We start from the raw sequence: 23,181 nt of genomic DNA, 5'->3' as shown, positions 1-23,181 counted from the left end.
ATGAGCCACGAAGGCAACGCCGTCCCGGACAAGTTCGCCGCCCTGGGCCTGACCTTCGACGACGTGCTGCTGCTGCCCTACGAGAGTGACGTCATCCCCTCCGAGGCGGACACCACGTCCCGGGTGACCAAGCGGATCAGCGTGTCCATGCCGCTGGTCTCGTCGCCGATGGACACGGTCACCGAGTCCCGGATGGCCATCTCGATGGCCCGCCAGGGCGGCCTCGGCGTGCTGCACCGCAACCTCTCGATCGAGGACCAGGCGAGCCAGGTGGACCTGGTCAAGCGATCCGAGGCCGGCATGGTCAGCCACCCGGTCACCACCGGCCCGCAGGCCACGCTCGGCGAGGTCGACGCGCTCTGCGCGCGCTACCGCGTCTCCGGCCTGCCCGTGGTGGACGACGACGGGCAGCTGCTCGGCATCGTGACCAACCGCGACCTGCGCTTCGAGTCCGACCAGGGCCGGCTCGTCCGGGACGTGATGACCCCGATGCCGCTCGTCACCGGGCACGTCGGGATCAGCGGCGACGACGCGATGGCGCTGCTCGGCAAGCACAAGGTCGAGAAGCTGCCGCTGGTCGACGACTCCGGCCGGCTGCGTGGCCTGATCACCGTCAAGGACTTCGCCAAGTCCGAGAAGTACCCGAACGCGACCAAGGACGACGCCGGTCGCCTGCGGGTCGCCGCCGCCGTCGGCTTCCACGGCGACGCGTGGAAGCGCGCGATGACTCTGGTGGACGCCGGGGTCGACCTGATCGTGGTCGACACCGCGCACGGGCACTCGCGTGGGGTGCTCGACATGGTCGCCCAGCTCAAGAAGGACCCGGCCGCGGCCGGGATCGACGTGATGGGCGGCAGCGTGGCCACCCGCGAGGCCGCGCAGGCCCTGGTGGACGCCGGGGCGGACGGCGTCCGGGTCGGGGTCGGTCCGGGCTCGATCTGCACCACCCGCGTGGTGGCCGGGGTCGGCGTCCCCCAGGTGACCGCGATCTACGAGGCGTCGCTCGCCACCAAGCCGGCCGGCGTCCCGCTGATGGGTGACGGCGGGCTGCAGTACTCCGGCGACATCGCCAAGGCCATCGTGGCCGGTGCCGACACCGTGATGCTCGGCTCGCTGCTGGCCGGCGTGGAGGAGAGCCCCGGTGAGCTGGTCTTCATCAACGGCAAGCAGTTCAAGACCTACCGCGGCATGGGCTCGCTGGGCGCCATGCAGTCGCGCGGCCAGTCGCGCTCGTTCAGCAAGGACCGCTACTTCCAGGCGGACGTGTCCGCCGACGACCAGCTGATCCCCGAGGGCGTCGAGGGCCAGGTCCCGTTCCGCGGGCCGTTGTCCGGCGTCGCGTACCAGCTCGTCGGGGGCCTGAGGCAGTCCATGTGGTACTGCGGCGCGCGCACGATCCCCGAGCTGCAGTCCAACGGCCGCTTCGTCCGGATCACCGCGGCCGGCCTGAAGGAGTCGCACCCGCACGACATCCAGATGACCGTCGAGGCGCCGAACTACAACCGTCGCTGAGCCGGGACTGCTGGGATCCGGTCGGTCCGAGCGGTCCTCCCGAGTTGCGGCGCCCGGCGTCCGTGACACGTTGGACGGCATGAGCGAACAGGACGAGAGCCCGCGCGCCGCCGAGCCCAGCGACCACACCGCCGGCAACCTGGACAGCCGTGGCGTGTCCCCGGTCGAGGGGGAGCCGCAGGTCGACCCCTCGGGTGAGGTGGACAGCCTGGACGACGACCTGGACACCAGCCTGCGCACCGACGGCCGGGGTGGGTCGCCCGACGTCGGTCAACCCGGCGCCGATCAGCCCGACCAGGGCTAGCGGCTGCGGCCCTCGCGCAGCAGCTGGACGGCGGTCTCGACCCGCCGTCGGCGCGTCTGCTCCTGCTTCGCCCCGGTCACGCTCGTCGTGAACCACTTCTGCTTGCTGGGCGAGAGCCCGTCGAAGAACGCCCGCGCGGCCGGCTCGTCGGCCAGGGCGGCGGCCAGGTCCTCGGGCACCTCCACGGTGCGCGGCGCCGTGTCGAGGACGAGGGTGACGTCCACCTCGTCACCGGCCGAAACCCCTGCGGCAGCGCGGACCTCGGCGCTCACCGGGATCAGGTAGACGCCGCCTCGAACCGCCACGGTCGAGCGGTACGAGTAGCCGTTCAGGGTCACCTCGACCGCGGGCTGACGTCCGGACCCGAGCGCCTCGACCTCCGCGTCCGGCACCTCGATCCCGGTGGCCGTCCTGCCGTGCAGCTGGAGCGTCGCGCGAAAGCTCATGCGCCGATCCTGCCACCCGGCGGACCCCGCGCCCGGCCTTCCCGCAGATGTCCCGACATTCGGGCTCAGGTGGGCGGGATAGCCCCGCATGTCGGGACATCTGCGGGGGTGAGGGCGGGGGAGTTGCTGGGTTGGCAAGGGAAGTTGCCCGATGCGGGTCAGGAGGCGCACGCTCAGGGCAGCGCCGTCGTCCGGCCGGCGCGGCGAGCTGAGGAGATCGACGATGAACTCGACGTACGACGTGGTGATCGTGGGAGGTGGCGCGGCCGGGCTGAGTGGGGCGCTGGCGCTGGCCCGGTCCCGCCGGTCCGTGCTGGTGGTGGACGCCGGGTCGCCGCGCAACGCGCCGGCCGGGCACGTGCACAACTACCTCGGCCGCGAGGGAACGAGCCCGCTCGAGCTGCTCGAGATCGGCCGCGCCGAGGTGGCGTCCTACGGCGGCGAGGTCGTCGACGGCGAGGTGGTCTCGGCGCAGACCGTCGCGGTGCACGGCGGCACGGCCTTCGCGGTGACGCTCGCCGACGGCCGGTCCGTGCACGCCCGGCGCCTGCTGGTGACCACGGGCCTGGTGGACGAGCTCCCGGACGTGCCGGGCCTGGCTCAGCGGTGGGGGCGCGACGTCCTGCACTGCCCCTACTGCCACGGGTGGGAGGTGCGCGACCAGGCCATCGGCGTCCTGGCGACCAGTGCGCTCGCGGTGCACCAGGCTCTGCTGTTCCGGCAGTGGTCCGCAGACGTGACCCTGTTCTCGCACACCACGTCCGGCCCGGACGACGAGGCGCTGGCGCAGCTGGCCGCCCGCGGCATCCGCGTGGTGGACGGCGAGGTCGCCGAGCTCGTGGTGGACGACGACCGGCTCACCGGTGCGCGACTCGCCTCGGGTGACGTCGTGGCGTTGGACGCGCTGGTGGTGGGCGCCCGCGTGCACGCCCGGTCCGCAGCGCTCTCGTCGCTGGGCATCGAGCCGGCGCAGGTGCACATGGGCGACGTCCTGATCGGCACGCTCGTGCCCGCGGACCCCATGGGGGCGACGTCGGTCCCTGGGGTCTACGTGGCCGGCAACGTCACGGACCCCCGGGCCACCGTGATCGGCTCGGCCGCCGCCGGGTTCAACGCCGGGGCGGCGCTGAACGCCGACCTCATCATGGAGGAGACCGCCGCCGCCGTGGCCGCGGGCGGCCAGCACCAGCACGGCGCGATGGAGTTCGACGAGGCGTCGTGGGAGGACCGCTACCGTTCTGCCGACTCCGTCTGGAGCGGGCGACCCAACGCGCAGCTCGTCGCCGAGGTCGCCGACCTTGAGCCCGGGTCCGCGCTCGAGGTCGGCTGCGGAGAGGGCGCCGACTCGATCTGGCTGGCCGAGCGGGGCTGGCGGGTCACCGGCGCCGACTTCTCGACGGTGGCGCTGGCCCGCGCGGCGGGCCACGCCGAGGCGGCCGGCCCCGCTGTCGCGGAGCGGATCACCTGGACGCACACGGACCTGACGCGCTGGACGGCGGCGGACCAGCGCTTCGACCTGGTGACGGCGCACTTCATGCACCTGCCGCGGGAGGACCGGGTCGCGCTGTTCGCCCAGCTCGCCCAGGCCGTCGCGCCCGGCGGGACGCTACTCATCGTCGGGCACCACATCCTCGACCTGGCGACGACCATGCCGCGCCACCACGTGCCGGGGATGTTCTACCCGGCCGAGGAGGTCGCCGAGACCCTGGACCCCGGGCAGTGGGACGTCGTGGTCGCCGAGGCCCGCCCCCGGCAGGCGAGCGACCCCGACGGACGCGAGGTCACCCTGCACGACGCGGTGCTGCGGGCCGTTCGCCACGGATGACCGAAACGTCTCGTTGAACCGGTTGGGGCTGGGTCCCGTGCCACTGGGGGACGGGGCCGACCGCGGCCCCACCGACGAGACGAGCAGACATGACCTCGAAGCATCCTGGCCACCCGCTCGCCGAGGCCGAGCGGTCCGGGCCCGTCCTCCCGCGCCGACCGGTGCTCGGCGCCGGGCTGGCCATCGCGGCGACCACGGTCGTCGCGGCCTGCGGGTCCGGCGACGACGCGGCGCCCTCGGCCGGTGCCTCGTCCAGCAGCTCGAGCTCGTCGAGCTCGGACGGCGGGTCCGACCCGACCGCGGCGCCGCTCGCCCAGGTCGCGGACATCCCCGTCGGCGGCGCGGTCTCGGCGCAGGCCGCGGACGGCACCAAGATCCTGCTGACCCAGCCCACCGCCGGTGAGGTGGTCGGGTTGAACGCGAAGTGCACGCACATGGGCTGCACCGTGGCACCGGGGGACAAGCAGCTGGACTGCCCGTGCCACCAGTCGTCGTACGACCTGACCGGCAAGAACATCTCCGGTCCGGCCCCCAAGCCGTTGGCGGCGTTCCCGGTGAAGGTCGAGGGCGGCGCCGTCGTCCCGGCCTGAGTGCTGCCGATCAGCCGGTCAGCCGATCAGCCGGTCCACGAAGGCGTTGCGGAACAGGCCCAGCGGGTCGCGCCGCCGGACGACGGCGGCGAAGTCGCCCAGCCGCGGGTAGTGTCGCCCCACCTCGCGCGGGTCGGTGACGAACACCTTGCCCCAGTGCGGTCGCGCGTCGAACTCCGCCATCAGCGGCTCGATGACGGCCAGCGCCCGTTCGACCGCCGGCTGGTCGGGCACCCAGGTGAAGTGGAAGCCCACGGTGTCCCGGCCGTACGCCGGGCTGAGCCAGTGGTCGTCCCCGGCCATGCTGCGGACCTCGGAGATCTGCAGCAGCGGGGCGATGAGGTCGCGAACCTCGAGCAGGGCGCGCCACGCCGCGGGGGCGTGCTGGCGTGGCACGAGCAGCTCGGACTGAAGCTCGGCCCCGCGGCTGCTCGGCGGCACGTCCAGCCGGAAGTGCGGCAGTCGCTCGTGCCAGGGCCCCGCGGTGCTCTGCCGCGTGGTGCCCATCGGGGGCTGCCCCGGCACGGGGTGCCGCGCGCCGTCCGCCAGCACGCCGTCGCGCCAGTGCGGTGCGGGGGCCTCGAACCCGCCGTCCTCGGCCCGGCGCTTGAGCCAGGCCATGGCGAAGCGGTCGGAGCCGAACGTGCTGAACAGGCTCACGCTGTAGGCCGAGCCCAGCGCGTCCAGCAGGTCGTCTCCGTACGGGCCGACATGCACCTCGTCGTACACGTCCTGGCGGACGTCGTAGGCCGGGACGACATCGAAGGTGAGTCGGACGACCGCGCCGACCGCACCGAGGCTCACCACGCAGGCGTGGAAGTCCGGGTCGCCGCGGCGCACCGTCACCAGCTCGCCGTCCGCCTGCACGAGCTCGACCGCGGCGACGGAACCGGCGAGCGGCTGCGCGGCGTCACCCGAGCCGTGCGTCCCGGTCGCCACGGCCCCGGCCACCGAGATGTGCGGCAGCGAGGCCAGTGCCGGCAGCGCGACGCCGTGCTCGTTCAGGGCAGCGGTGACCGCGCCGAAGGTGGCGGCGCCAGGCACGGTGGCCGTCCGGCCGTCCGCGCTCACCTCGACACTGACCGGCAGGTCAGCGAGCGAGAGCAGGGTGTCGGGCGTGCTGACCAGCGTGCTGAAGGAGTGCCGGGAGCCGACCAGGCGCAGCTTTCGGCTGTGCCGCACCGCTTCCTGCAGCTCGCCGACGCTGGTCGGGCGCAGCACGCGGTCGGTGCCGTAGTCGACGTTCGCTGCCCAGTTCAGTTGGCCCACGTCGTCAGCGTAGGGGCGAGTGGACCGTCCGTGGGTGACCGGTAGCCTGAACCGCGTGAGCGAGATCGAGATCGGGCGCGGCAAGCGCGGGCGACGGGCGTACTCCTTCGACGACGTCGCGGTGGTGCCGAGTCGGCGTACCCGGGACCCGCAGGAGGTCTCGGTCGCGTGGCAGATCGACGCCTACCGGTTCGAGCTTCCGGTGATCGCGGCGCCGATGGACTCGGTGATGTCGCCGGCCACCGCCATCGCCCTGGGGAAGGCGGGCGGCCTCGGCGTCCTCGACCTCGAGGGGCTGTGGACGCGCTACGACGACCCCGAGCCGCTGCTGGCCGAGATCGCCGGGCTGGACGAAGCCACGGCGACCCGGCGGATGCAGGCCATCTACGACGCGCCGATCAACCCCGAGCTGGTGACCGAGCGCCTGCGGGAGGTGCGCGAGTCCGGCGTCACCGTCGCGGGGGCACTCACCCCCCAGCGCACCCAGCAGCTGTGGAAGACGGTGGTGGACGCCGGGGTCGACCTGTTCGTCATCCGCGGCACGACGGTGAGCGCCGAGCACGTGTCCGGCCGCGCAGAACCGTTGAACCTCAAGCGTTTCATCTACGAGCTCGACGTGCCCGTCATCGTCGGCGGCTGCGCGACGTACACCGCGGCCCTGCACCTGATGCGCACGGGCGCGGCCGGCGTCCTCGTCGGTTTCGGCGGTGGCGCCGCGCACACCACCCGCACCACGCTGGGCATCCACGTGCCGATGGCCAGCGCGGTCGCGGACGTCGCGGCCGCCCGTCGGGACTACATGGACGAGTCCGGCGGCCGGTACGTGCACGTCATCGCGGACGGCGGGATGGGTCGGTCCGGTGAGCTGGTCAAGGCCATCGCCTGTGGGGCGGACGCCGTGATGCTGGGCGCCGCGCTGGCCCGCGCCGTCGAGGCGCCGGGGCGGGGCTGGCACTGGGGGCCCGAGGCGCACCACCCCGAGCTGCCGCGCGGCGAGCGGGTCGCGGTCGGCACGCTCGGCTCGCTGACCGAGATCCTGGAGGGGCCGGGCCGGTTCGCCGACGGCAAGACCAACCTGATCGGTGCCCTGCGCCGGGCGATGGCGACGTCCGGCTACTCCGACCTCAAGGAGTTCCAGCGCGTCGAGGTCGTCGTCGCGCCGTACACCCCGGCCTGACCCCCCGGCCCCACCCCCCGGCCCCCACCCCCGCACCATTCGCGCTTGACGTGCTTTTCGGGCCCGAATAGCACCGTCAAGCGCGAATAGTGCGCTGAAGCGGTGGGTTACTCGCTAGTAGCGAGGGCTTGAGGCGGGGCTTAGGGTGAGGGCATGAGCGACCTGATCGCCGATCCCGAGACGGACGCCGCGGCCACCTACGCGGTCGACCCCGCGCTGGCCCGTCGGCTGGCCCGCCGGATCGTGGCGAGCCCCCGCGCCGAGGTGCGCACCCACCACGCTCCCTTCACCGGTGCTCCCGTCGCGGCGCTGCCGGTGTCCACCCCGCGCGACGTCGAGGTGGCTGTCGAGGGGGCCCGGGCCGCGCAGCGCTCCTGGGCGCAGTGGGACCTGGCCGATCGCGCGCGCTGCCTGCTGCGCCTGCACGACCTGGTGCTGGATGCCCAGGACGACCTGCTCGACCTGATCCAGATCGAGAACGGCAAGTCCCGCGCGCACGCGTTCGAGGAGATCCTGGACGTCGCCATCGTCGCCCGGCACTACGGCCGCCGCGCGCACTCCTACCTGCGGCCGCGCAAGCGCCAGGGGGCGTTCCCCGTTCTCTCCCAGTCGATCGAGCAGCGGCTGCCCAAGGGCGTCATCGGCATCATCGCGCCGTGGAACTACCCGCTCACGTTGTCGCTGTCCGACGCCCTGCCCGCCCTGCTGGCCGGCAACGCGGTGGTCCTCAAGCCGGACTCGCAGACCGTGCTCACGGCCCTGCGCGGGCTCGAGCTGCTCAGCGAGGCCGGGTTCCCCGAGGGCCTGGTCCGCGTCGTCGTGGGTGACGGGCCGGTGGTGGGCACCGCGATCGTGGAGCAGGCCGACTACGTGTGCTTCACCGGGTCGACGCGGACCGGTCGCTTAGTCGCCGAGCAGTCCGGACGACGCCTCGTCGGAGCGAGCCTGGAGCTCGGCGGCAAGAACGCGCTCTACGTCGCCGAGGACGCCGACCTGGACCGGGCCGCCGAGGGGGCCGTCCGGGCCTGCTTCTCCAGCACCGGGCAGCTGTGCATCTCCGTGGAGCGGATGCTGCTGCACGAGGAGATCGCGGACGCCTTCCTGGACCGCTTCGTCGCCCGGGTGCGTGCGCTGCGGCTCGGTGCGGCCATGGACTTCAGCGTGGACGTCGGGTCGCTGATCTCCGCGCAGCAGCTCGAGACGGTGACCACGCACGTGGACGACGCGATCGCCGGCGGAGCCCGGGTGCTCGCCGGCGGCCGGCCGCGGCCGGACCTCGGCCCGCTGTTCTACGAGCCGACCGTGCTCGAGGGCGTGACCGAGGCCATGACCTGCTACGCCCAGGAGACGTTCGGGCCCGTCGTGTCCGTCTACCGGGTCAGCGGCGACGACGCGGCGGTGCGGTTCGCGAACGAGGGCGACTACGGACTCAACGCGAGCATCTGGACCCGGGACATCGCTCGCGGTCGCCGCCTCGCCGCCCGGGTCAAGGCCGGCACCGTGAACATCAACGAGGCGTACGCCGCGGCCTGGGGCAGCGTCGGGGCGCCGATGGGTGGCATGCGGTCCAGCGGACTCGGCCGCCGGCACGGGATCGAGGGCGTGCAGAAGTACACCGAGGCGCAGAACGTGACGGTGCAGCGGCTGCTGGGCTTCGGCCCACCGCTCGGCCTGAGCTACGGCGCCTGGGCCAAGACGCTGACGGTCGCCCTTAAGGCGATGAAGCGGGCCGGCGTCCGGTGACCGCTCCGGCCCAGTCCGTCGACACCGACGTCGACGTCCTGGTGGTGGGGTCCGGCTTCGGCGGCTCCGTCGCCGCGCTTCGCTTGCGCGAGAAGGGGTATGACGTCCTGGTCGTCGAGTCCGGGCGCCGGTTCGCGGACGACGAGCTGGCCAAGACGTCGTGGGACCTGCGCCGCTTCCTGTGGGCGCCACGGCTCGGATGCTTTGGCGTGCAACGCATCCACCGGCTGCCGGACGTCGTGCTGCTGGCCGGTGCGGGGGTGGGCGGTGGTTCGCTGAACTACGCCAACACGTTGTACGTGCCGCCCAAGCAGTTCTTCGAGGACGCGCAGTGGGCCGGGATCACCGACTGGGCCGACGAGCTCACCCCGCACTACGACCAGGCGGCGCGGATGCTCGGCGTGGTCACCAACCCGTGCGAGGGCGTGGTCGAGCAGATCATGCGCGCCGTCGCGGACGAGATGGGTGTGGGTCACACCTTCCGCAAGACGCCGGTGGGCGTCTTCTTCGGTCGGGTGGGCGCGGACGGCCAGCAGCGCCGCGAGCCCGGCGTCACGGTGCCGGACCCGTTCTTCGGCGGGGCCGGGCCGGAGCGCACCGGGTGTACCGAGTGCGGCAACTGCATGGTGGGCTGCCGGGTCGGCGCCAAGAACACGCTGGTGAAGAACTACCTGGCGCTGGCGGAGTCGATCGGCGCCCGGGTGGAGCCACTGCGCACGGTCGTGGACGTCGTCCCGCTGGATCCGGGTGACCCGTCAGTGGGGTACCGGGTGACCACCGAGCGGACCGGCGCGTGGCTGCGCAAGGACCGTCGCAGCACGACGGCCCGGCACGTGGTGCTCGCCGCCGGCACGTGGGGTACCCAGCGCCTGCTGCACCGGATGCGCGCCGAGGGCCGGCTGCCGGCCCTGTCGGGGCGCCTCGGCGTCCTGACCCGGACCAACTCCGAGGCGCTGCTCGGTGCGATGACGGAACGGGTGCCGGACGGCGTCGACCTCACCCGCGGGGTGGCGATCACGTCCTCGTTCCACCCGGACGACGACACGCATGTGGAGAACGTCCGCTACGGCAAGGGTTCCAACGCGATGGGGCTGCTCGCCGGGATGCTCGTGGACGGTGGCGGCCGGGTGCCGCGCGTCGTCCGGTCCGTGGGTCTGGCGGCGCGGCACCCCGACGTGTTCGTCCGCTCGCTGTCGGTGCGCCGGTTCAGTGAGCGAGCGGTGATCGGGCTGGTGATGCAGTCGCTGGACAACTCGATCACGGTGTCGCCGCGGACGCACCGGCTGCTCGGCCGGTTGGGGTTCGCCCGGACCGGACTCACCTCCCGGCAGGGTCACGGGGAGCCGAACCCGTCGTGGATCCCGGTCGGGCACAGCGCAGTGCGCCGGTTGGCGGCCCGCCTGCAGGAGCGCACCGGGGTCCGGACCGAACCGGGTGGGACCCTCGGCGACCTGGCGAACGTGCCGCTGACCGCGCACTTCCTCGGCGGCTGCGTGATCGGACGGACGCCCGAGCAGGGCGTGGTGGACCCGTTCCTGCGGGTGCACGGCTACCCCGGGCTGCACGTGGTCGACGGGTCGACGGTCTCGGCGAACCTCGGGGTGAACCCGTCGCTGACCATCACGGCGCAGGCTGAGCGGGCGATGTCGTTGTGGCCCAACGCCGGTGAGCGTGACCCGCGACCGGCCATTGACGAGCCCTACCGGCGGGTCGACCCGGTGGTGCCGTCCCGTCCCGCCGTCCCGGCCGACGCCCCAGGAGCGCTGCGCTGGGCCACCCAGCGTGCGACGGAGGCGGCCGGATGAGCGGCTGGACGTCGGAACGCATCGGTGACCTGCACGGTCGGGTGGCCGTGGTGACGGGCGCGAACAGCGGCGTCGGGCTGGAGGCGAGCGTCGAGCTGGCCCGGCACGGCGCACACGTCGTGCTGGCCTGCCGCAACCCCCAGCGTGGCGACGAGGCGCTCGGGCAGGTGCGGGTTCGGGTGCCCGGCGCCACTGTCGAGCTGCGTTCACTGGACCTGGCCGCGCTGGCGTCGGTGCGCGAGTTCGCCGCCGACCTGCTGCTCGACCAGCCACGGATCGACATCCTGCTCAACAACGCCGGGGTGATGGCGCCGTCCACCCGTCAGGTGTCCGCGGACGGCCACGAGCTGCAGCTGGCCACGAACCACCTGGGCCACTTCGCGCTGACCCGCCTGCTGCTGCCGGCCCTGGGGGCGGCGCGGGTGGTCACCGTGTCCAGCCCCGCGCACCGGATGGGCCGGATCGCCTTCGACGACCTGGACAGCGAGCAGTCGTACCAGCCGTGGCGGGCGTACGGGCAGAGCAAGCTGGCGAACCTGCTGTTCACGATGCAGCTGCAGCGGTTCGCCGACCGCGCGGGTCTTGACCTGCTGAGCGTGGCCGCGCACCCGGGGTGGGCGGCGACGGAGCTGGTCCGCAACGGGCCGGCCGGCTCGGGGTGGATCGGTCGGGTGATGTCGGCCGGGTCCGGGCTGCTCGGGCAGCCCGCGGCGCACGGCGCGTGGCCGCTGCTCTACGCGGCCACCGAGCCCGACGTCCGCGGCGCCGAGTTCTTCGGCCCCGGGTCGTGGGGCGGCTGGCGCGGGTTCCCGACCCGGATCACCGCGATCGATGCGGCCTACGACACCGACCTGGCCGCGGCGCTCTGGCAGCGCTCGGTCGAGCTGACCGGCGTCACCTACGCCTGACCCGACGGCTGGACCACCCTGGGGTCAGGCGGTGAGGTGGCCGGACAGGAAGTCGAGCTGGGCCGGCAGCACGGAGCGCCAGTAGCCGCCGGTGTGGGCGCCCTTGGTGAAGCCCCCCGCCGGCGTGGTCGGGCAGTTGCCGCGGTAGCGCTTGGTCTGCTGGGCGAACGGGTCACTGACGCCGCAGTCGACGTGCAGCGGGGTGCTGCTGACCTGCGGGTGGGCGGCCAGGTCACCCCAGCGCCGCCAGTCCGCCGGGTCGTCGAACGCGCCCGGCGCCGAGGAGCCGGCCGTGGCGAAGAGCGCCGGGCTGGACGCCGCCGCCGCCGCGATCCGCAGGCCCCCGAGTCGCCCGGCCTCGCCCTCGCGCGCCAGCATGAGCGCTCCGAAGCCGCCCATCGAGTAGCCCACGAGCCCGATCCGGCTGACGTCCGCGCCCAGCCGGCCGGCCCGCGGCAGCACCTCGTCGAGGATCATGGCCAGTGAGTCGTCGCCGCTGAGCCGGGGGTGCCAGTACGTGGCGTCCCCGTCCACGGAGACGAGGGCTAGCGGCGCACCCCCACGCCGGACGTGGTCCGCCAGGTAGGCGTCGGCGTGCAGGACGTTCTCGGCGCTGTGCGCGTTGCCGCCGCGCCCGTGCAGGACCAGCGCCACGGGCAGTCCACGAACAGGGCGGTCGTCGGGCAGCGTCAGCGCCCAGGTGACCCGCTTGCCCCGGGCCCGGGACTCGTACTGCTCGTAGCGCACGGGTCCGCGCGGTCCACGCGGGACGTCGGGATCGACCTTGCTGAGTCCCAGCCAGGAGTCCACCGTGGTCCGGCCAGGCAGGACGCCGGTCTCGACCCCGGCGAAGCCAGCGCCGGCGACGGCCGCGGCACCGGCGGCACCGCCGAGCAGCACCGCGCGGCGGGAGGGGCGGCTGGTCACAGCGGCGAACTCTGCCAGGCCGCCTGCTCCGACGGGCTCGACACGCGACACGTCCACCGGATCGGCACAACCGGTGTGCCCGAGGGCTGGGGGAAGGACGCGGGGCCGGCACCGGGGGTGGACGGCCGGCCCCGCGTCACTCGGCTCAACGACGCGGGGCGGGGGAGGTTACGGCTGTTCCGAAGAAACCGTCGACGAGTTCTCGGACGACCCGTCCGGCCCCGTGGGTGCGTCCGTCCAGGAAGCCCAGAGCGCGGCGTACGGGCCACCGGCATCCACCAGCTCGTGGTGGGTGCCGATCTCGCTGACCTTGCCGTCCTCGACGACGGCCACCCGGTCCGCGTCGTGCGCGGTGTGCAGCCGGTGCGCGATGGCGACCACGGTCCGCCCGTCCAGGACGGCGGACAGCGAGCGCTCGAGGTGCCGGGCGGCCCGGGGGTCGAGCAGGGACGTCGCCTCGTCGAGCACGAGGGTGTGCGGGTCGTTGAGCACCAGCCGGGCGAGCGCGAGCTGCTGCGCCTGCGGCGGGGTCAGCTCGAGCCCACCGGACCCGACCTCGGTGTCCAGCCCCTGCGGCAGCCGCTCGGCCCACCCGAGCGCGTCGACGGCCGCCAGGGCCTGGGCGAGCTCGTCGTCCGACGCCGTCGGCTTGGCCAGCCGCAGGTTGTCGGCGAGCGAGCCGACGAAGACGTGGTGCTCCTGGGTGACGAGCGCGACGTGGCCGCGCAGGTCCTCCAGCTCGAGATCGACCAGCGGCACGCCGCCGACCTCAACCCGGCCGGTGCGCGGGCCGTGGATGCCCGCCAGCAGGCGGCCCAGCGTGGACTTTCCCGCACCGGACGGCCCGACCACGGCCAGCCGCTCACCGGGCGCGAGGTCGATCGAGATGCCGTCCAGCACGTCGTGGCCCTCGCGGTAGGCGTAGCGCACGTCGTGGGCGGCGATCTCGTTGCCGTCGGGCTGTGCGCCGCTGGCGGTCCGGTCGTTCGGGACGTCGCCGATGCCGATGATCCGGGCGAAGGACGCCGCGCCGACCTGGATCTCGTCGAGCCAGGACAGCAGCTCGTCGACCGGACCCATCAGCTGCAGCACGTAGAGCGTCACCGCGGTGACCTGGCCGACGGTGGCCTGACCCTCACCGGCCAGCCAGCCGCCCCACAGCAGGGTGGCGGCGACCGGCAGGAAGTAGCCGAACTCGACGCTCGGGAACCACACCGAGCGCAGGAACAGGGTGTACCGCTCCGCCTGGTAGCAGCTGGTGAGGTCGCGGTCCACGGTGCGCCGTCGCTCGGCACCCAGGCCCAGTGCCTCGACGGTCCGGGCGCCGTCGACGGTCTCGGTGACCGTGCCGTTGAGCACGGCGTACGTGGCGCCCTCGCGCAGGTAGCCGGCCGGTGCGCGCTTGAGGTACCAGCGCGTGCCGGTCCACAGGATCGGCACTGCGATGAGCACCGGCAGGGCCACCTTCCAGCCCGCCGCGAACGTCGCGATGGTGGTCAGCACGGTGGCGACGATGGCGACCAGCACGGACGGGACGGCGAACCGCACGGTGTGGGAGAGCGCGTCGACGTCCCGCGTGGTGCGGGTGACCAGGTCACCGGTGCCGGCCCGCTCGACGGTCGACAGCGGCAGGGCGACGACCCGGTCCATGAACTGCTCGCGCAGCTGCGCGAAGACGGTCTCGCCCAGGATGAAGGACTGCTTCCGTGCCGCGTACATGAGCACGGTCTGCACGACGATCGCGGCGGCCAGGAAGGCCGACAGCTTGTTGACCTCGCTGAGCCCGGCGCCGGCGGTGACGTCGTCCACCATGCGACCGATCAGGGCCGGACCGGCGAGCCCGGCGATCGCGGCGAGGCCGTGCAGGCCGAGCACGGCACTCAGCCCACGGCGGTACTCGCGGGCCAGCACCTTGGCCTCGCGGCGCACGCTGTCCGGTCCGGCGACGGGGAGCTTGTTCGAGCCCGGCGTCGGTGTCGGCGTCGTGGTGCTCATTCGTCCTCCCCTCGGATCACGGTGTGCCGGTAGGCCGGCGTGCTGGCCAGCAGCTCGCGGTGCGTGCCCTCGGCGACGACCGCGCCGCCGTCCAGGAACAGCACGTGGTCGGCGTGGTCGAGCAGCAGCGGGCTCGCCGTCATCACGACGGTGGTCTGGCCGGACCGGTGCGCCCGCATGCGGCTGGCGATCCGCGCCTCGGTGTGCGCGTCCACGGCGCTGGTCGGCTCGACCAGCACGAGCGTGGGTGCGTCGGTCAGCAGCGCGCGGGCGAGCGAGAGGCGTTGGCGCTGGCCGCCGCTGAACGAGCGGCCGCGCTCCTCGACCTCGCTGTGGATGCCGTCGGGCAGGGCGTCGAGCACGTCGTGCGCGGCGGCGGTGTCGATCGCCCGGGCCACCTCGTCGTCGCTGGCACCCTGCGGGCCGACGAGCTGGGCGCGAAGCGAGCCGGTGAACAGCCGCGGGTCGCTCTCGCTGACCACGACCTGGTGGCGCATCTCGGGCAGCGGGATCAGGTCGATCCGCTCGTCGCCCAGCAGCACGGGGGCGCCGGGCACCTCGCTGAACCGGCCGAGCCGGTCGGCCAGGGCCGCGGACTCCTCCGGCCGGCGGGACACCACGGCGGTGAGCCGGCCGGCGGGCAGCGTGGCGCCGGACGTCGGGTCGTGCAGCGGGGCGGTGTCGGACAGGTCGACGCGTCGCCCCGGCGTGCGGTCGAGCACGTACGGGCTGACCCGGAGCACGTTGATGACCCGGCGCGCCCCGATGTGCGCGCGGGTGAGCCGGTCGACCATCTCGGTCGCGGTGCGCAGCGGGGTGACCAGGAAGGCGGACAGCCCGTAGAACATCACCAGGTCGCCGACCTCGATCTCGCCCTGGACGACGAGCCGGGCGCCGAGCCAGGTGACCAGCACGACGAAGATGCCGGGCAGCAGGATCTGGGCGGCGTCGAGCACGGCCTGCACGCCAGCCACCCGGACGCCGGTCTCGCGGACGATCTGCGAGCGGTGCCGGTACCGGGTGACGAACGTCTGCTCGCCGCCGATGCCGCGCAGCACCCGCAGCCCGGCGACGGTGTCGGCACCGAGCGTGGTGAGCTTGCCGGACTCCTCGCGCTGCTCGGCCTGGCGCTTCTGCAGCGGCTTGATCAGCAGGCCGAGCACGGCCGTGAGCACGGGGACGCCGAGCAGGACGAGCAGGCCCAGCGAGACGGACGTCCGCACCAGGATGATCGCGACGACGATGTAGCTGGCGATCGCGCCGGCGAAGCGCGCGCTCACGTCGTACGCCCCACCCAGGCGCATGGCGTCGTTGGTGACCGTGGCGACGACCTCGCCGGTCGGCACGGTGCGCGGCAGCGCCTCGCCGGTGTCGGCGGCCTTGTAGCCGAGCAGCTGCGCCACCCGGAAGCTCGCCTGCAGCCAGTTGCTCACGGCGGCGCGGTGTCGCAGGACGCCGGACAGCGCCTGCACGCACGCGAGCCCCAGCACGGCGCCGGACCACAGCAGCAGGGCGCTGCCGTCGTGGACGACCACGCCCTCGTTGATCCCGCGGCCCACCGCGACCGGGATGAGCGCCTGCGCGCACATCCACGCGCAGCCCCACAGGACCCCGATCGCGAGCGTCAGCTTCTGCCCGCGCGCGATCCAGCCGAGCAGCCGCCAGGGGCCGTCGATGTTCGGGGTGCCGGGGTCGGCGTAGGGGAGGGTGCGCACGAGTGTCCACGGTACGTCGTACCCCCGACAGGACCCCAATCGTTTTCGCGTACGGTCAGGGCGTGCTGAGGACCGCGCTGCAGCCTCGATGGCTGGCCCTGCTGGCCCTCGTGCTGGTGGTCTGCGTCGCCTTCGGCTGGCTGGGGTCGTGGCAGCTCGGGGTGGCCCGCGACAAGGGCGCCCGGCAGGCCGCCCGCGAGGTGACCGCGCTCCCACCGGCCCCGCTGGACGACGTCCTCCTTGCGCAGCAGCCCTTTCCGACGTCCGCGGACGGCCGGGCCGTCGTGGCGACCGGCACCTACGACCCCGCCCAGCAGGTGCTGGTCACCGAGCGGCTGCAGCACGGTCGGTCCGGGTGGTGGGTCGTGGCGGCGCTGCGGACGACGTCCGGGGCCTGGCTGCCCGTCGTCCGCGGGTGGGTGCCGAGCCCGGACGACGAGGCCGCCGACCCCGCGAACGCGCCGTCCGGTGTGGTGGAAGTCACGGGTGCACTTCAGCCAGATGATGCACCGGTCGACGGTGCGGCGGCCCTGCCGACCGGGCAGCTGCCCGCGCTGGACGCCGCCGAGCTGGTCAACCGGTGGGGCTCACCGATCTACAACGGGTACCTGGTGGCCGCGGCGGAGCAGCCCGAGGGCGCCGGCGCCCAGCCGGAGCGGGTCACCCGTCCCAAGCCGCAGCCGCACGGCATCGCCTGGCGCAACGCCGCGTACGCCGTCCAGTGGTGGGTCTTCGCCGGCTTCGCGCTCGTGCTCTGGTGGAAGATGGTCCGCCAGGACCAGCGCGAACGCACCGAGAACCAGCGTGAGAAGGTCGGGGCGTGAGCGACCCCCTCAGCCCCAAGGTCCGGTCCGCCCTGACCCGGTTCAAGATCATGGCCGTCATCGTCGGCATCGGCCTGCTGCTGCTGGTCGCCGAGGTCGTGCTGCACTACGGCTTCGACAACGACTCGCTGATCTGGTGGAGCCAGATCCACGGATTCCTCTACCTGCTCTACGTGATCACGGTCGCCGACCTCGGCTTCCGGGTGAAGTGGTCGCTGCCGAGGATGATCGGCGTGATGCTGGCCGGCGTCGTCCCGTTCTTCTCGTTCGTGATGGAGCGCAAGGTGGCGCGCGAGGTCGAGGGGTCGGGCGCCGATACGCTTGCCGGGTGACTGAGACCCCGGACCTCGAGGCCCACCCCGTCCTGGTCGTCGACTTCGGCGCGCAGTACGCCCAGCTGATCGCCCGCCGGGTCCGCGAGGCCGGCCGGTACAGCGAGGTCGTCCCGCACTCGATGCCCGTCGAGCGGATGCTGGCCAAGGAGCCGGCGGCGATCGTGCTCTCCGGTGGCCCAAGCAGCGTGTACGCCGACGAGGCCCCGAGCGTGGACAAGGCCCTGTTCGAGGCGGGCGTGCCCGTGCTCGGCATCTGCTACGGGTTCCAGGCGATGGCGCTCGCGCTCGGCGGCGAGGTCGCGCACACCGGCCAGCGCGAGTACGGCGGCACGATGGCCCGGGTGCAGCCGGAGGGCTCGACGCTCTTCTACGGGCAGGTCGACGAGCAGTCCGTGTGGATGAGCCACGGTGACAGCGTGCACGCCGCGCCCGAGGGATTCCGGGTCACCGGCGAGACCGTCGGGACGCCGGTCGCCGCGTTCGAGGACGACGAGCGCAAGCTCTACGGCCTTCAGTGGCACCCCGAGGTCGTGCACTCCACCTTCGGCCAGCGGGTGATGGAGAACTTCCTGGTGCGCGGCGCCGGGCTGGAGCCGACCTGGACGACGGAGGGCGTCGCCGAGGAGCTCGTCGAGCGGGTTCGCGAGCAGATCGGCGACGCTCACGTGATCTGCGGGCTGTCCGGCGGGGTGGACTCCTCGGTGGCCGCGGCCCTGGTGCAGAAGGCCGTCGGCGACCAGCTGACCTGCGTCTTCGTCGACCACGGCCTGCTGCGGGCCGGCGAGGCCGAGCAGGTCGAGCGCGACTTCGTCGAGGCCACCGGCGTCGACCTCAAGGTCGTCGACGCGACCAAGCAGTTCCTGGACGCGCTCGCCGGGCTGACCGACCCGGAGGAGAAGCGCAAGGCGATCGGGCGCGAGTTCATCCGGGTGTTCGAGCAGGCTGCCCGCGAGGTGGTCGGTGAGGCGGAGTCCGACGGTCACCCGGTCAAGTTCCTGGTGCAGGGCACCCTCTACCCGGACGTCGTCGAGTCCGGCGGCGGCGAGGGCGCGGCCAACATCAAGAGCCACCACAACGTCGGTGGGCTCCCGGACGACCTGCAGTTCTCGCTGATCGAGCCGTTGCGGACCCTGTTCAAGGACGAGGTGCGCGCCGTCGGCCGCGAGATCGGCGTCCCCGAGCCGATCGTGGCTCGCCAGCCGTTCCCCGGCCCCGGCCTGGGCATCCGGATCGTCGGCGAGGTGACCGCGGAGCGGCTCGAGATCCTGCGGGCGGCGGACCTGATCGTCCGCGAGGAGCTCACCGCCGCGGAGCTCGACTCGGCCATCTGGCAGTGCCCCGTCGTGCTGCTCGCCGACGTCCGATCCGTTGGCGTGCAAGGGGATGGGCGCACCTACGGTCACCCGATCGTGCTGCGCCCGGTGTCCAGCGAGGACGCGATGACCGCGGACTGGAGCCGGCTTCCCTACGACGTCCTGGCCAAGATCTCGACCCGGATCACCAACGAGGTCGCTGAGGTCAACCGGGTCGTCCTGGACATCACGAGCAAGCCGCCGGGCACCATCGAGTGGGAGTAGCGCTCGCCGCCGCTAGCTGCGCGGCAGGTCGTCCAGGGCGCCGGTGAGGGCCGCGACGAACGTCGGGACGTCGTCCGCGGTGAACGCCAGCGGCGGCCGCACCTTGAGGGTGTTCACCGCGCGCCCGGTGGTGCCGACCAGGACGCCCCGGGCGCGCATGCCGTTCTTGACCGCCGCGGCCGCCGCGGGGTCGGGAGTGCGGCTGGCGCGGTCGGTGACGATCTCGATCCCGTTGGCCAGGCCCATGCCGCGGACGTCGCCGACGTGGTCGTGCCCGGCGGTGGCCTCGCGCACGGCCTGACGCAACGCGTCGCCCGCGGCCTCGACGCGGGGGAGCACCCGCTCGTCGGCGAGGACGTCGAGCACCGCGTGCGAGGCGGCCATCGACACCTGGTTGCCGCCGAAGGTGGAGAAGAACACCGTGTCGCGGGCGAACCGCTCGGCGAGCTCGCGGCGCAGGATGACGGCGCCCACCGGCTGCCCGTTGCCCATCGGCTTCCCGAGGGTGACGAAGTCGGGCACGATCGCGAACCGCTCGAACGACCACATCGCGGAGCCGGTGCGCCCGTGCCCGCCCTGCACCTCGTCGGCGATCCACAGCCCACCTGACGCGTGGGTCAGCCGGACCAGCTCCTGCACGTAGGCGGGTTCGAGGTCCAGCACCCCGTCGCTCTGCAGCACGCCGTCCAGGATCGTCGCGGCCGGCGCGACGCCGCGGTCGGCCAGCCGCGCCAAGGCGTCGGCGAACCCGGCCGTCGAGGCGTGCGCCCCGCGGTAGGCGTCCGGCGGCAGCCAGGTCTCGACGTGCCCCGCCGCGGACACCCCGGCGGGCAGCACCTCGGGGGACAGGTCTGCCATCGCCTCGGTGATGCCGTGGTAGGCGAAGTCGGTGCACAGGCCGCCGGTGTTTCCGGTGTGGTACTTGGCGATCCGCCAGGCGAGGTCGTTCGCCTCGGAGCCGGAGTTCATGAACAGGACCGTGTCCAGCTCGGGCGGGCAGGTCGCCACCAGGCGCTCGCCGAGCTCGATCGCGGCGTGGTGCAGGTAGCGCATGTTCGTGTTCAGCACGCGCCACTGCCGGGCCACGGCCGACGTGACCCGCGGGTGGCTGTGACCGACGCAGACGACGTTGTTGTAGGTGTCCAGGTAGCGACGGCCGTCGGTGGCGGCCATCCACACGCCGCGGGCGGAGGTCAGCTCGATGGGCTCGTCGTAGCTCAACGGCTCCATCGCCGGACCGAAGACCGCGTCCCGCCGGCCGGACAGGCCAGAACCGTTGCGGGCGTTGGTGCCTGACGCGCCGAGGGCGTGCGCCGTGCGCTCCCACCCGGTGGTCAGCATGTGGTCCATCATGACCAGCGCGGTCTCGTTGAGCCGCTCCGCGAACACCTGCTCCTCCAGGCCCTCGGACGCCCGCCACGACCCGATCGCGACACCGACCGCGGCCCGGGCCGCCCAGAGCTCACCCATCACCTCGCGCTCGAGGGGTTCCAGCGGCAGGACCCTCTCGTACCCGTCCAGGACGAGCCGAGCCACCCGGAACATCTCGTCGCCGCGACGGCCCATCGCCATCGAGTCCAGCACGGACGCGAGGTCGACGACCAGGGCGCTGTGGCTCAGGTCGCCGAAGTCGATGATCCCGGTGATCAGGCCGTCGTCGTCCGCCAGCACGTTGTCAGCGGTGAGGTCGCTGTGGATCACCTGCGCCCGCAGCGCGGACCAGCGCGGCAGGACGCTGGCCTCGAACCGGTCCAGCACCGCCTCGACCGTCCGGCGCGTCGCCCCGTCGCGGATCGAGCCCAGCATCGGGCGCACCGTGGCGGCGTGCTGGACGTCCCACGGCAGGGTGCGGATCGCGTTGGGGTGGATGAAGCTGCGCAGGGCCAGCCCGAGTCGAGCAGTCGTCTCACCCCAGGCAATGAGGGCCGGGTCCGGCAGGGTGAGCGGGTCGAGGCGGGCGCGCCCGGGGAGCAGGTCGTAGGCGCGCAGCCAGTGGGTGTCGCCGGCGTGCTCCCACCGAGCCCGGTACCCGGGTGCGTCCGCGGCCGGGTCGGCCGTCGGGACGCGGCGCGGCTGAGCCACCGCCAGGCCGGGGTCGGCGCGGACGGCGTGGAACGCGACCAGCGCCTCCATGTCCAGCGTCGCCGGGTCCTCGGCGGGGTTGGACACCTTCAGGATGGCCAGTCCCTCGCCCGCGGCGTCGAGCAGCATGAACGTCTGGTCCCGCTCGCTGCCCAAGTTCCGCGCACCCGCCGTCTCGATGCCGAACGCCTGGCGTGCCATCGCGGCGGCGGCGTCCTCGGCGAACGCGGGCGGCTGCGCCAGCAGCACCGCGTCGATCCCGGACGTCGGCTCCTCAGGAGTGCGGCCCATGGGCTCAACCTACCGGCGGCGGGGGGCTCGCGGTACGCGGTCCGACGCGGTCCCGACACGGTCCGTCACGGGTGCTCACACCTACTCTGACCTGCGGTTCTTCTGGGTGGACGGCCGCTGTGCCGCGCGCGCTCGCGGTCCGGGCAGCGACGTGTCGCCGGTATACTCCCCAGGCCTGCCTGCCGCGACAAGAAATCACTTCATGGTCTTCACCAGCACCATCTTCCTGTTCCTCTTCCTGCCCGCTGCGATGCTGCTCTTCTATGCCGCGCCGCCGCGCTGGCGGGTTGCGCCCCTGCTCGTGGCGAGCGCGGTGTTCTACGCGTGGGGCGAGCCGGTGCTGGTCGTCCTGATCCTGGTCACGGGCCTCTTCACCTACCAGTGGGGGCGGCTGCTGGTGCGCCACCGCGAGGACCAGCGGCGCACCGCGTTGCTGGTCGTCGGCATAGCTGTGGTGCTGGTGCCGATCGCGGTGTTCAAGTACCTGGACTTCGCGCTCAACGTGTTCGGGTTGGATGCGCTCGCTGATCGCACCCACCTGCCGTTGCCGATCGGGGTCTCGTTCTACACGTTCATGGCGATCGGCTACCTGATCGACATCCACCGGCGCCGGGACGACGGCGCGCCGGGTCTGCTGTCGTTCTCCGGCTTCCTGACCATGTACCCGCACCTGGTAGCCGGCCCGATCGTGCGCTGGCACGACATCGGACCGCAGCTGGCGGCGCCGCGGTTCGACCCGGGCCTGTTCGGCTACGGCGCGCTCCGGGTGGCCGGCGGCCTGGCGAAGAAGGCGGTCCTGGCGGACTCGCTCGCTGTCATCATCGACGGCATGTTCGCCACCGGCGAGCCGCGCTCGTTCGGCGCGGCCTGGCTGGCCGTCGTCCTCTACAGCCTGCAGATCTACCTGGACTTCTCCGCCTACTCCGACATCGCCATCGGCCTGGCCGCGATGATGGGGGTCCGGTTCCACGAGAACTTCCGCTACCCGTACGTGAGCAAGTCGGCCCGCGAGTTCTGGCAGCGCTGGCACATCTCGCTCGGTTCCTGGTTCCGGGACTACGTGTACATCCCCCTCGGTGGCTCGCGAGTGCGGCCTCTCGTGCTGTGGCGCAACCTGCTGATCGTGTGGGGCCTGACCGGCCTGTGGCACGGGGCGGCGTGGACGTTCATCCTCTGGGGCCTCTACTACGGGGTGCTGATCGGTCTGGAGCGCTCGTTCCTGGGCCGCGCCGTCGAGCGGCTGCCCATCCCGTTGCAGCACCTGTACGGCGTGCTGGTCGCGGTGCTGGGCTGGGTGCTGTTCCGCAGCACCTCGGTCGGCCAGGCCGGGGAGTACTACCGGACCATGCTGACCGGCGGCGGCCTCCCGGCCTGGGACTCGCAGACCACGCTCGACCTGCAGAGCACCTGGGTGATCGTGATCGTCGCGGTGGTCCTGGCGGCGGGCATCTTCCGGCCCCTCATGGACAAGGCCGAGCTCGTCATGGCGGGCCGCTGGGAGGCGCCGAGCGGGGTCGGACGCCGGACCCCGGTGCCCGCCTCCCCGGCCGACCCGGCGACGTCGCCCGCTGCCGTCGAGCCGGTGCACCAGGGCCTGCCGTCGGCTCCGACCGGTGGCACGTCCACGGTGGTCGCGGTGGAGGAGGCTCCGGCGCTGACGACCACGGCCGCCGGGTCCGAGCCGATCGACGTCCAGCTCGACGAACTCGAACCCGACGAGGTGCTGGTGCGCGAGCCGGCGCCGCTGCTCACCCTCGCGCTGACCGCCGCCGGCTGCGTGCTGCTGCTCATCGCGACGGCCTTCGTCGTGGCGACGACCTACTCGCCGTTCATCTACTTCCGGTTCTGAGGAGCTC

General features: G+C 73.1%; 18 protein-coding genes. 12 read left to right on the top strand and 6 right to left on the bottom strand.

Annotation, left to right across the window (positions count from 1 at the left end; genetic code table 11):
* Together guaB and ABEB17_RS04245 are read left to right on the top strand one after the other, a co-directional pair.
* A complete protein-coding gene (gene guaB, locus ABEB17_RS04250) occupies positions 1–1,512 on the top strand; it encodes an IMP dehydrogenase (RefSeq protein WP_345715335.1) in 1,512 nt (503 codons plus the stop codon).
* Positions 1,513–1,591: 79 nt separating this feature from the next.
* Positions 1,592–1,816 carry a hypothetical protein gene (locus ABEB17_RS04245; RefSeq protein ID WP_345715334.1) on the top strand — a complete coding sequence of 75 codons (225 nt, stop codon included), beginning with the start codon at positions 1,592–1,594 and terminating at the stop codon, positions 1,814–1,816.
* On the opposite strand, the gene ABEB17_RS04240 is transcribed toward ABEB17_RS04245, so the two are convergent.
* Positions 1,813–2,262, bottom strand: a complete 450-nt coding sequence (locus ABEB17_RS04240; RefSeq protein ID WP_345715333.1) for a YdeI/OmpD-associated family protein — start codon at positions 2,260–2,262, stop codon at positions 1,813–1,815. The genes ABEB17_RS04245 and ABEB17_RS04240 overlap by 4 nt on opposite strands.
* 223 nt (positions 2,263–2,485) lie before the next feature.
* On the opposite strand from ABEB17_RS04240, the gene ABEB17_RS04235 reads away from it, so the two are divergent.
* Complete coding sequence (locus ABEB17_RS04235; protein WP_345715332.1) at positions 2,486–4,087, top strand: methyltransferase domain-containing protein; 1,602 nt, start codon at positions 2,486–2,488, stop codon at positions 4,085–4,087.
* Between the two features lie 89 nt (positions 4,088–4,176).
* Positions 4,177–4,677, top strand: coding sequence for a QcrA and Rieske domain-containing protein (locus tag ABEB17_RS04230; RefSeq protein WP_345715331.1), 501 nt, complete (start codon positions 4,177–4,179; stop codon positions 4,675–4,677).
* 18 nt (positions 4,678–4,695) lie between these two features.
* Here ABEB17_RS04230 and ABEB17_RS04225 read toward each other — a convergent pair whose 3' ends face one another.
* Entirely contained in the window at positions 4,696–5,946 is a 1,251-nt protein-coding gene (locus tag ABEB17_RS04225) for an FAD-binding protein (protein ID WP_345715330.1), read from the bottom strand.
* Positions 5,947–6,001: 55 nt separating this feature from the next.
* Here ABEB17_RS04225 and ABEB17_RS04220 point away from each other — a divergent pair, with 55 nt between their 5' ends.
* The 4 genes from ABEB17_RS04220 (at position 6,002) to ABEB17_RS04205 (ending at position 11,579) form a co-directional block, all read left to right on the top strand.
* Complete coding sequence (locus tag ABEB17_RS04220; RefSeq protein ID WP_345715329.1) at positions 6,002–7,123, top strand: GuaB3 family IMP dehydrogenase-related protein; 1,122 nt, start codon at positions 6,002–6,004, stop codon at positions 7,121–7,123.
* Positions 7,124–7,276: 153 nt separating this feature from the next.
* Positions 7,277–8,866, top strand: a complete 1,590-nt coding sequence (locus ABEB17_RS04215; protein ID WP_345715328.1) for a succinic semialdehyde dehydrogenase — start codon at positions 7,277–7,279, stop codon at positions 8,864–8,866.
* Positions 8,863–10,671 (top strand): GMC oxidoreductase, encoded by a 1,809-nt coding sequence (locus ABEB17_RS04210; protein ID WP_345715327.1) that lies wholly within the window; start codon positions 8,863–8,865, stop codon positions 10,669–10,671. The genes ABEB17_RS04215 and ABEB17_RS04210 overlap by 4 nt, the downstream gene beginning before the upstream one ends.
* On the top strand, positions 10,668–11,579 hold the full coding sequence (locus ABEB17_RS04205; RefSeq protein WP_345715326.1) for an oxidoreductase: 912 nt from the start codon (positions 10,668–10,670) through the stop codon (positions 11,577–11,579). The genes ABEB17_RS04210 and ABEB17_RS04205 overlap by 4 nt, the downstream gene beginning before the upstream one ends.
* 24 nt (positions 11,580–11,603) lie before the next feature.
* Here the strand turns inward: ABEB17_RS04205 and ABEB17_RS04200 are convergent, their stop codons facing one another.
* The 3 genes from ABEB17_RS04200 to ABEB17_RS04190 form a co-directional block, all read right to left on the bottom strand.
* Entirely contained in the window at positions 11,604–12,506 is a 903-nt protein-coding gene (locus ABEB17_RS04200; RefSeq protein WP_345715325.1) for an alpha/beta hydrolase, read from the bottom strand.
* Between the two features lie 168 nt (positions 12,507–12,674).
* Positions 12,675–14,501, bottom strand: coding sequence for an ABC transporter ATP-binding protein (locus tag ABEB17_RS04195; protein ID WP_345715323.1), 1,827 nt, complete (start codon positions 14,499–14,501; stop codon positions 12,675–12,677).
* The gene (locus ABEB17_RS04190; protein WP_345715322.1) at positions 14,498–16,216 is read right to left on the bottom strand and encodes an ABC transporter ATP-binding protein; all 1,719 of its coding nucleotides are present in this window, start codon (positions 16,214–16,216) and stop codon (positions 14,498–14,500) included. The genes ABEB17_RS04195 and ABEB17_RS04190 overlap by 4 nt, the downstream gene beginning before the upstream one ends.
* A gap of 62 nt (positions 16,217–16,278) precedes the next feature.
* On the opposite strand from ABEB17_RS04190, the gene ABEB17_RS04185 reads away from it, so the two are divergent.
* From ABEB17_RS04185 to guaA, 3 genes are read left to right on the top strand one after another with little or no spacing between them, the layout of a single operon-like run.
* On the top strand, positions 16,279–17,040 hold the full coding sequence (locus tag ABEB17_RS04185; RefSeq protein ID WP_345715321.1) for an SURF1 family protein: 762 nt from the start codon (positions 16,279–16,281) through the stop codon (positions 17,038–17,040).
* Complete coding sequence (locus ABEB17_RS04180; RefSeq protein ID WP_345715320.1) at positions 17,037–17,372, top strand: DUF3817 domain-containing protein; 336 nt, start codon at positions 17,037–17,039, stop codon at positions 17,370–17,372. Before ABEB17_RS04185 ends, ABEB17_RS04180 begins: the two co-directional genes overlap by 4 nt.
* Positions 17,369–18,952, top strand: coding sequence for a glutamine-hydrolyzing GMP synthase (guaA, locus tag ABEB17_RS04175; protein WP_345715319.1), 1,584 nt, complete (start codon positions 17,369–17,371; stop codon positions 18,950–18,952). Before ABEB17_RS04180 ends, guaA begins: the two co-directional genes overlap by 4 nt.
* A gap of 12 nt (positions 18,953–18,964) precedes the next feature.
* Here the strand turns inward: guaA and ABEB17_RS04170 are convergent, their stop codons facing one another.
* Positions 18,965–21,325, bottom strand: a complete 2,361-nt coding sequence (locus ABEB17_RS04170) for an aminotransferase class III-fold pyridoxal phosphate-dependent enzyme (protein ID WP_345715318.1) — start codon at positions 21,323–21,325, stop codon at positions 18,965–18,967.
* Positions 21,326–21,527: 202 nt separating this feature from the next.
* Here ABEB17_RS04170 and ABEB17_RS04165 point away from each other — a divergent pair, with 202 nt between their 5' ends.
* Complete coding sequence (locus ABEB17_RS04165) at positions 21,528–23,174, top strand: MBOAT family O-acyltransferase (RefSeq protein WP_345715317.1); 1,647 nt, start codon at positions 21,528–21,530, stop codon at positions 23,172–23,174.
* The last annotated feature ends 7 nt before the right edge of the window (positions 23,175–23,181 follow it).

The organism is Angustibacter luteus, assembly GCF_039541115.1.
Classification (GTDB): domain Bacteria; phylum Actinomycetota; class Actinomycetes; order Actinomycetales; family Angustibacteraceae; genus Angustibacter; species Angustibacter luteus.
The sequence above is the reverse complement of the archived record's forward strand: the minus strand, read 5'-3'. Positions and strand labels throughout refer to the sequence as shown.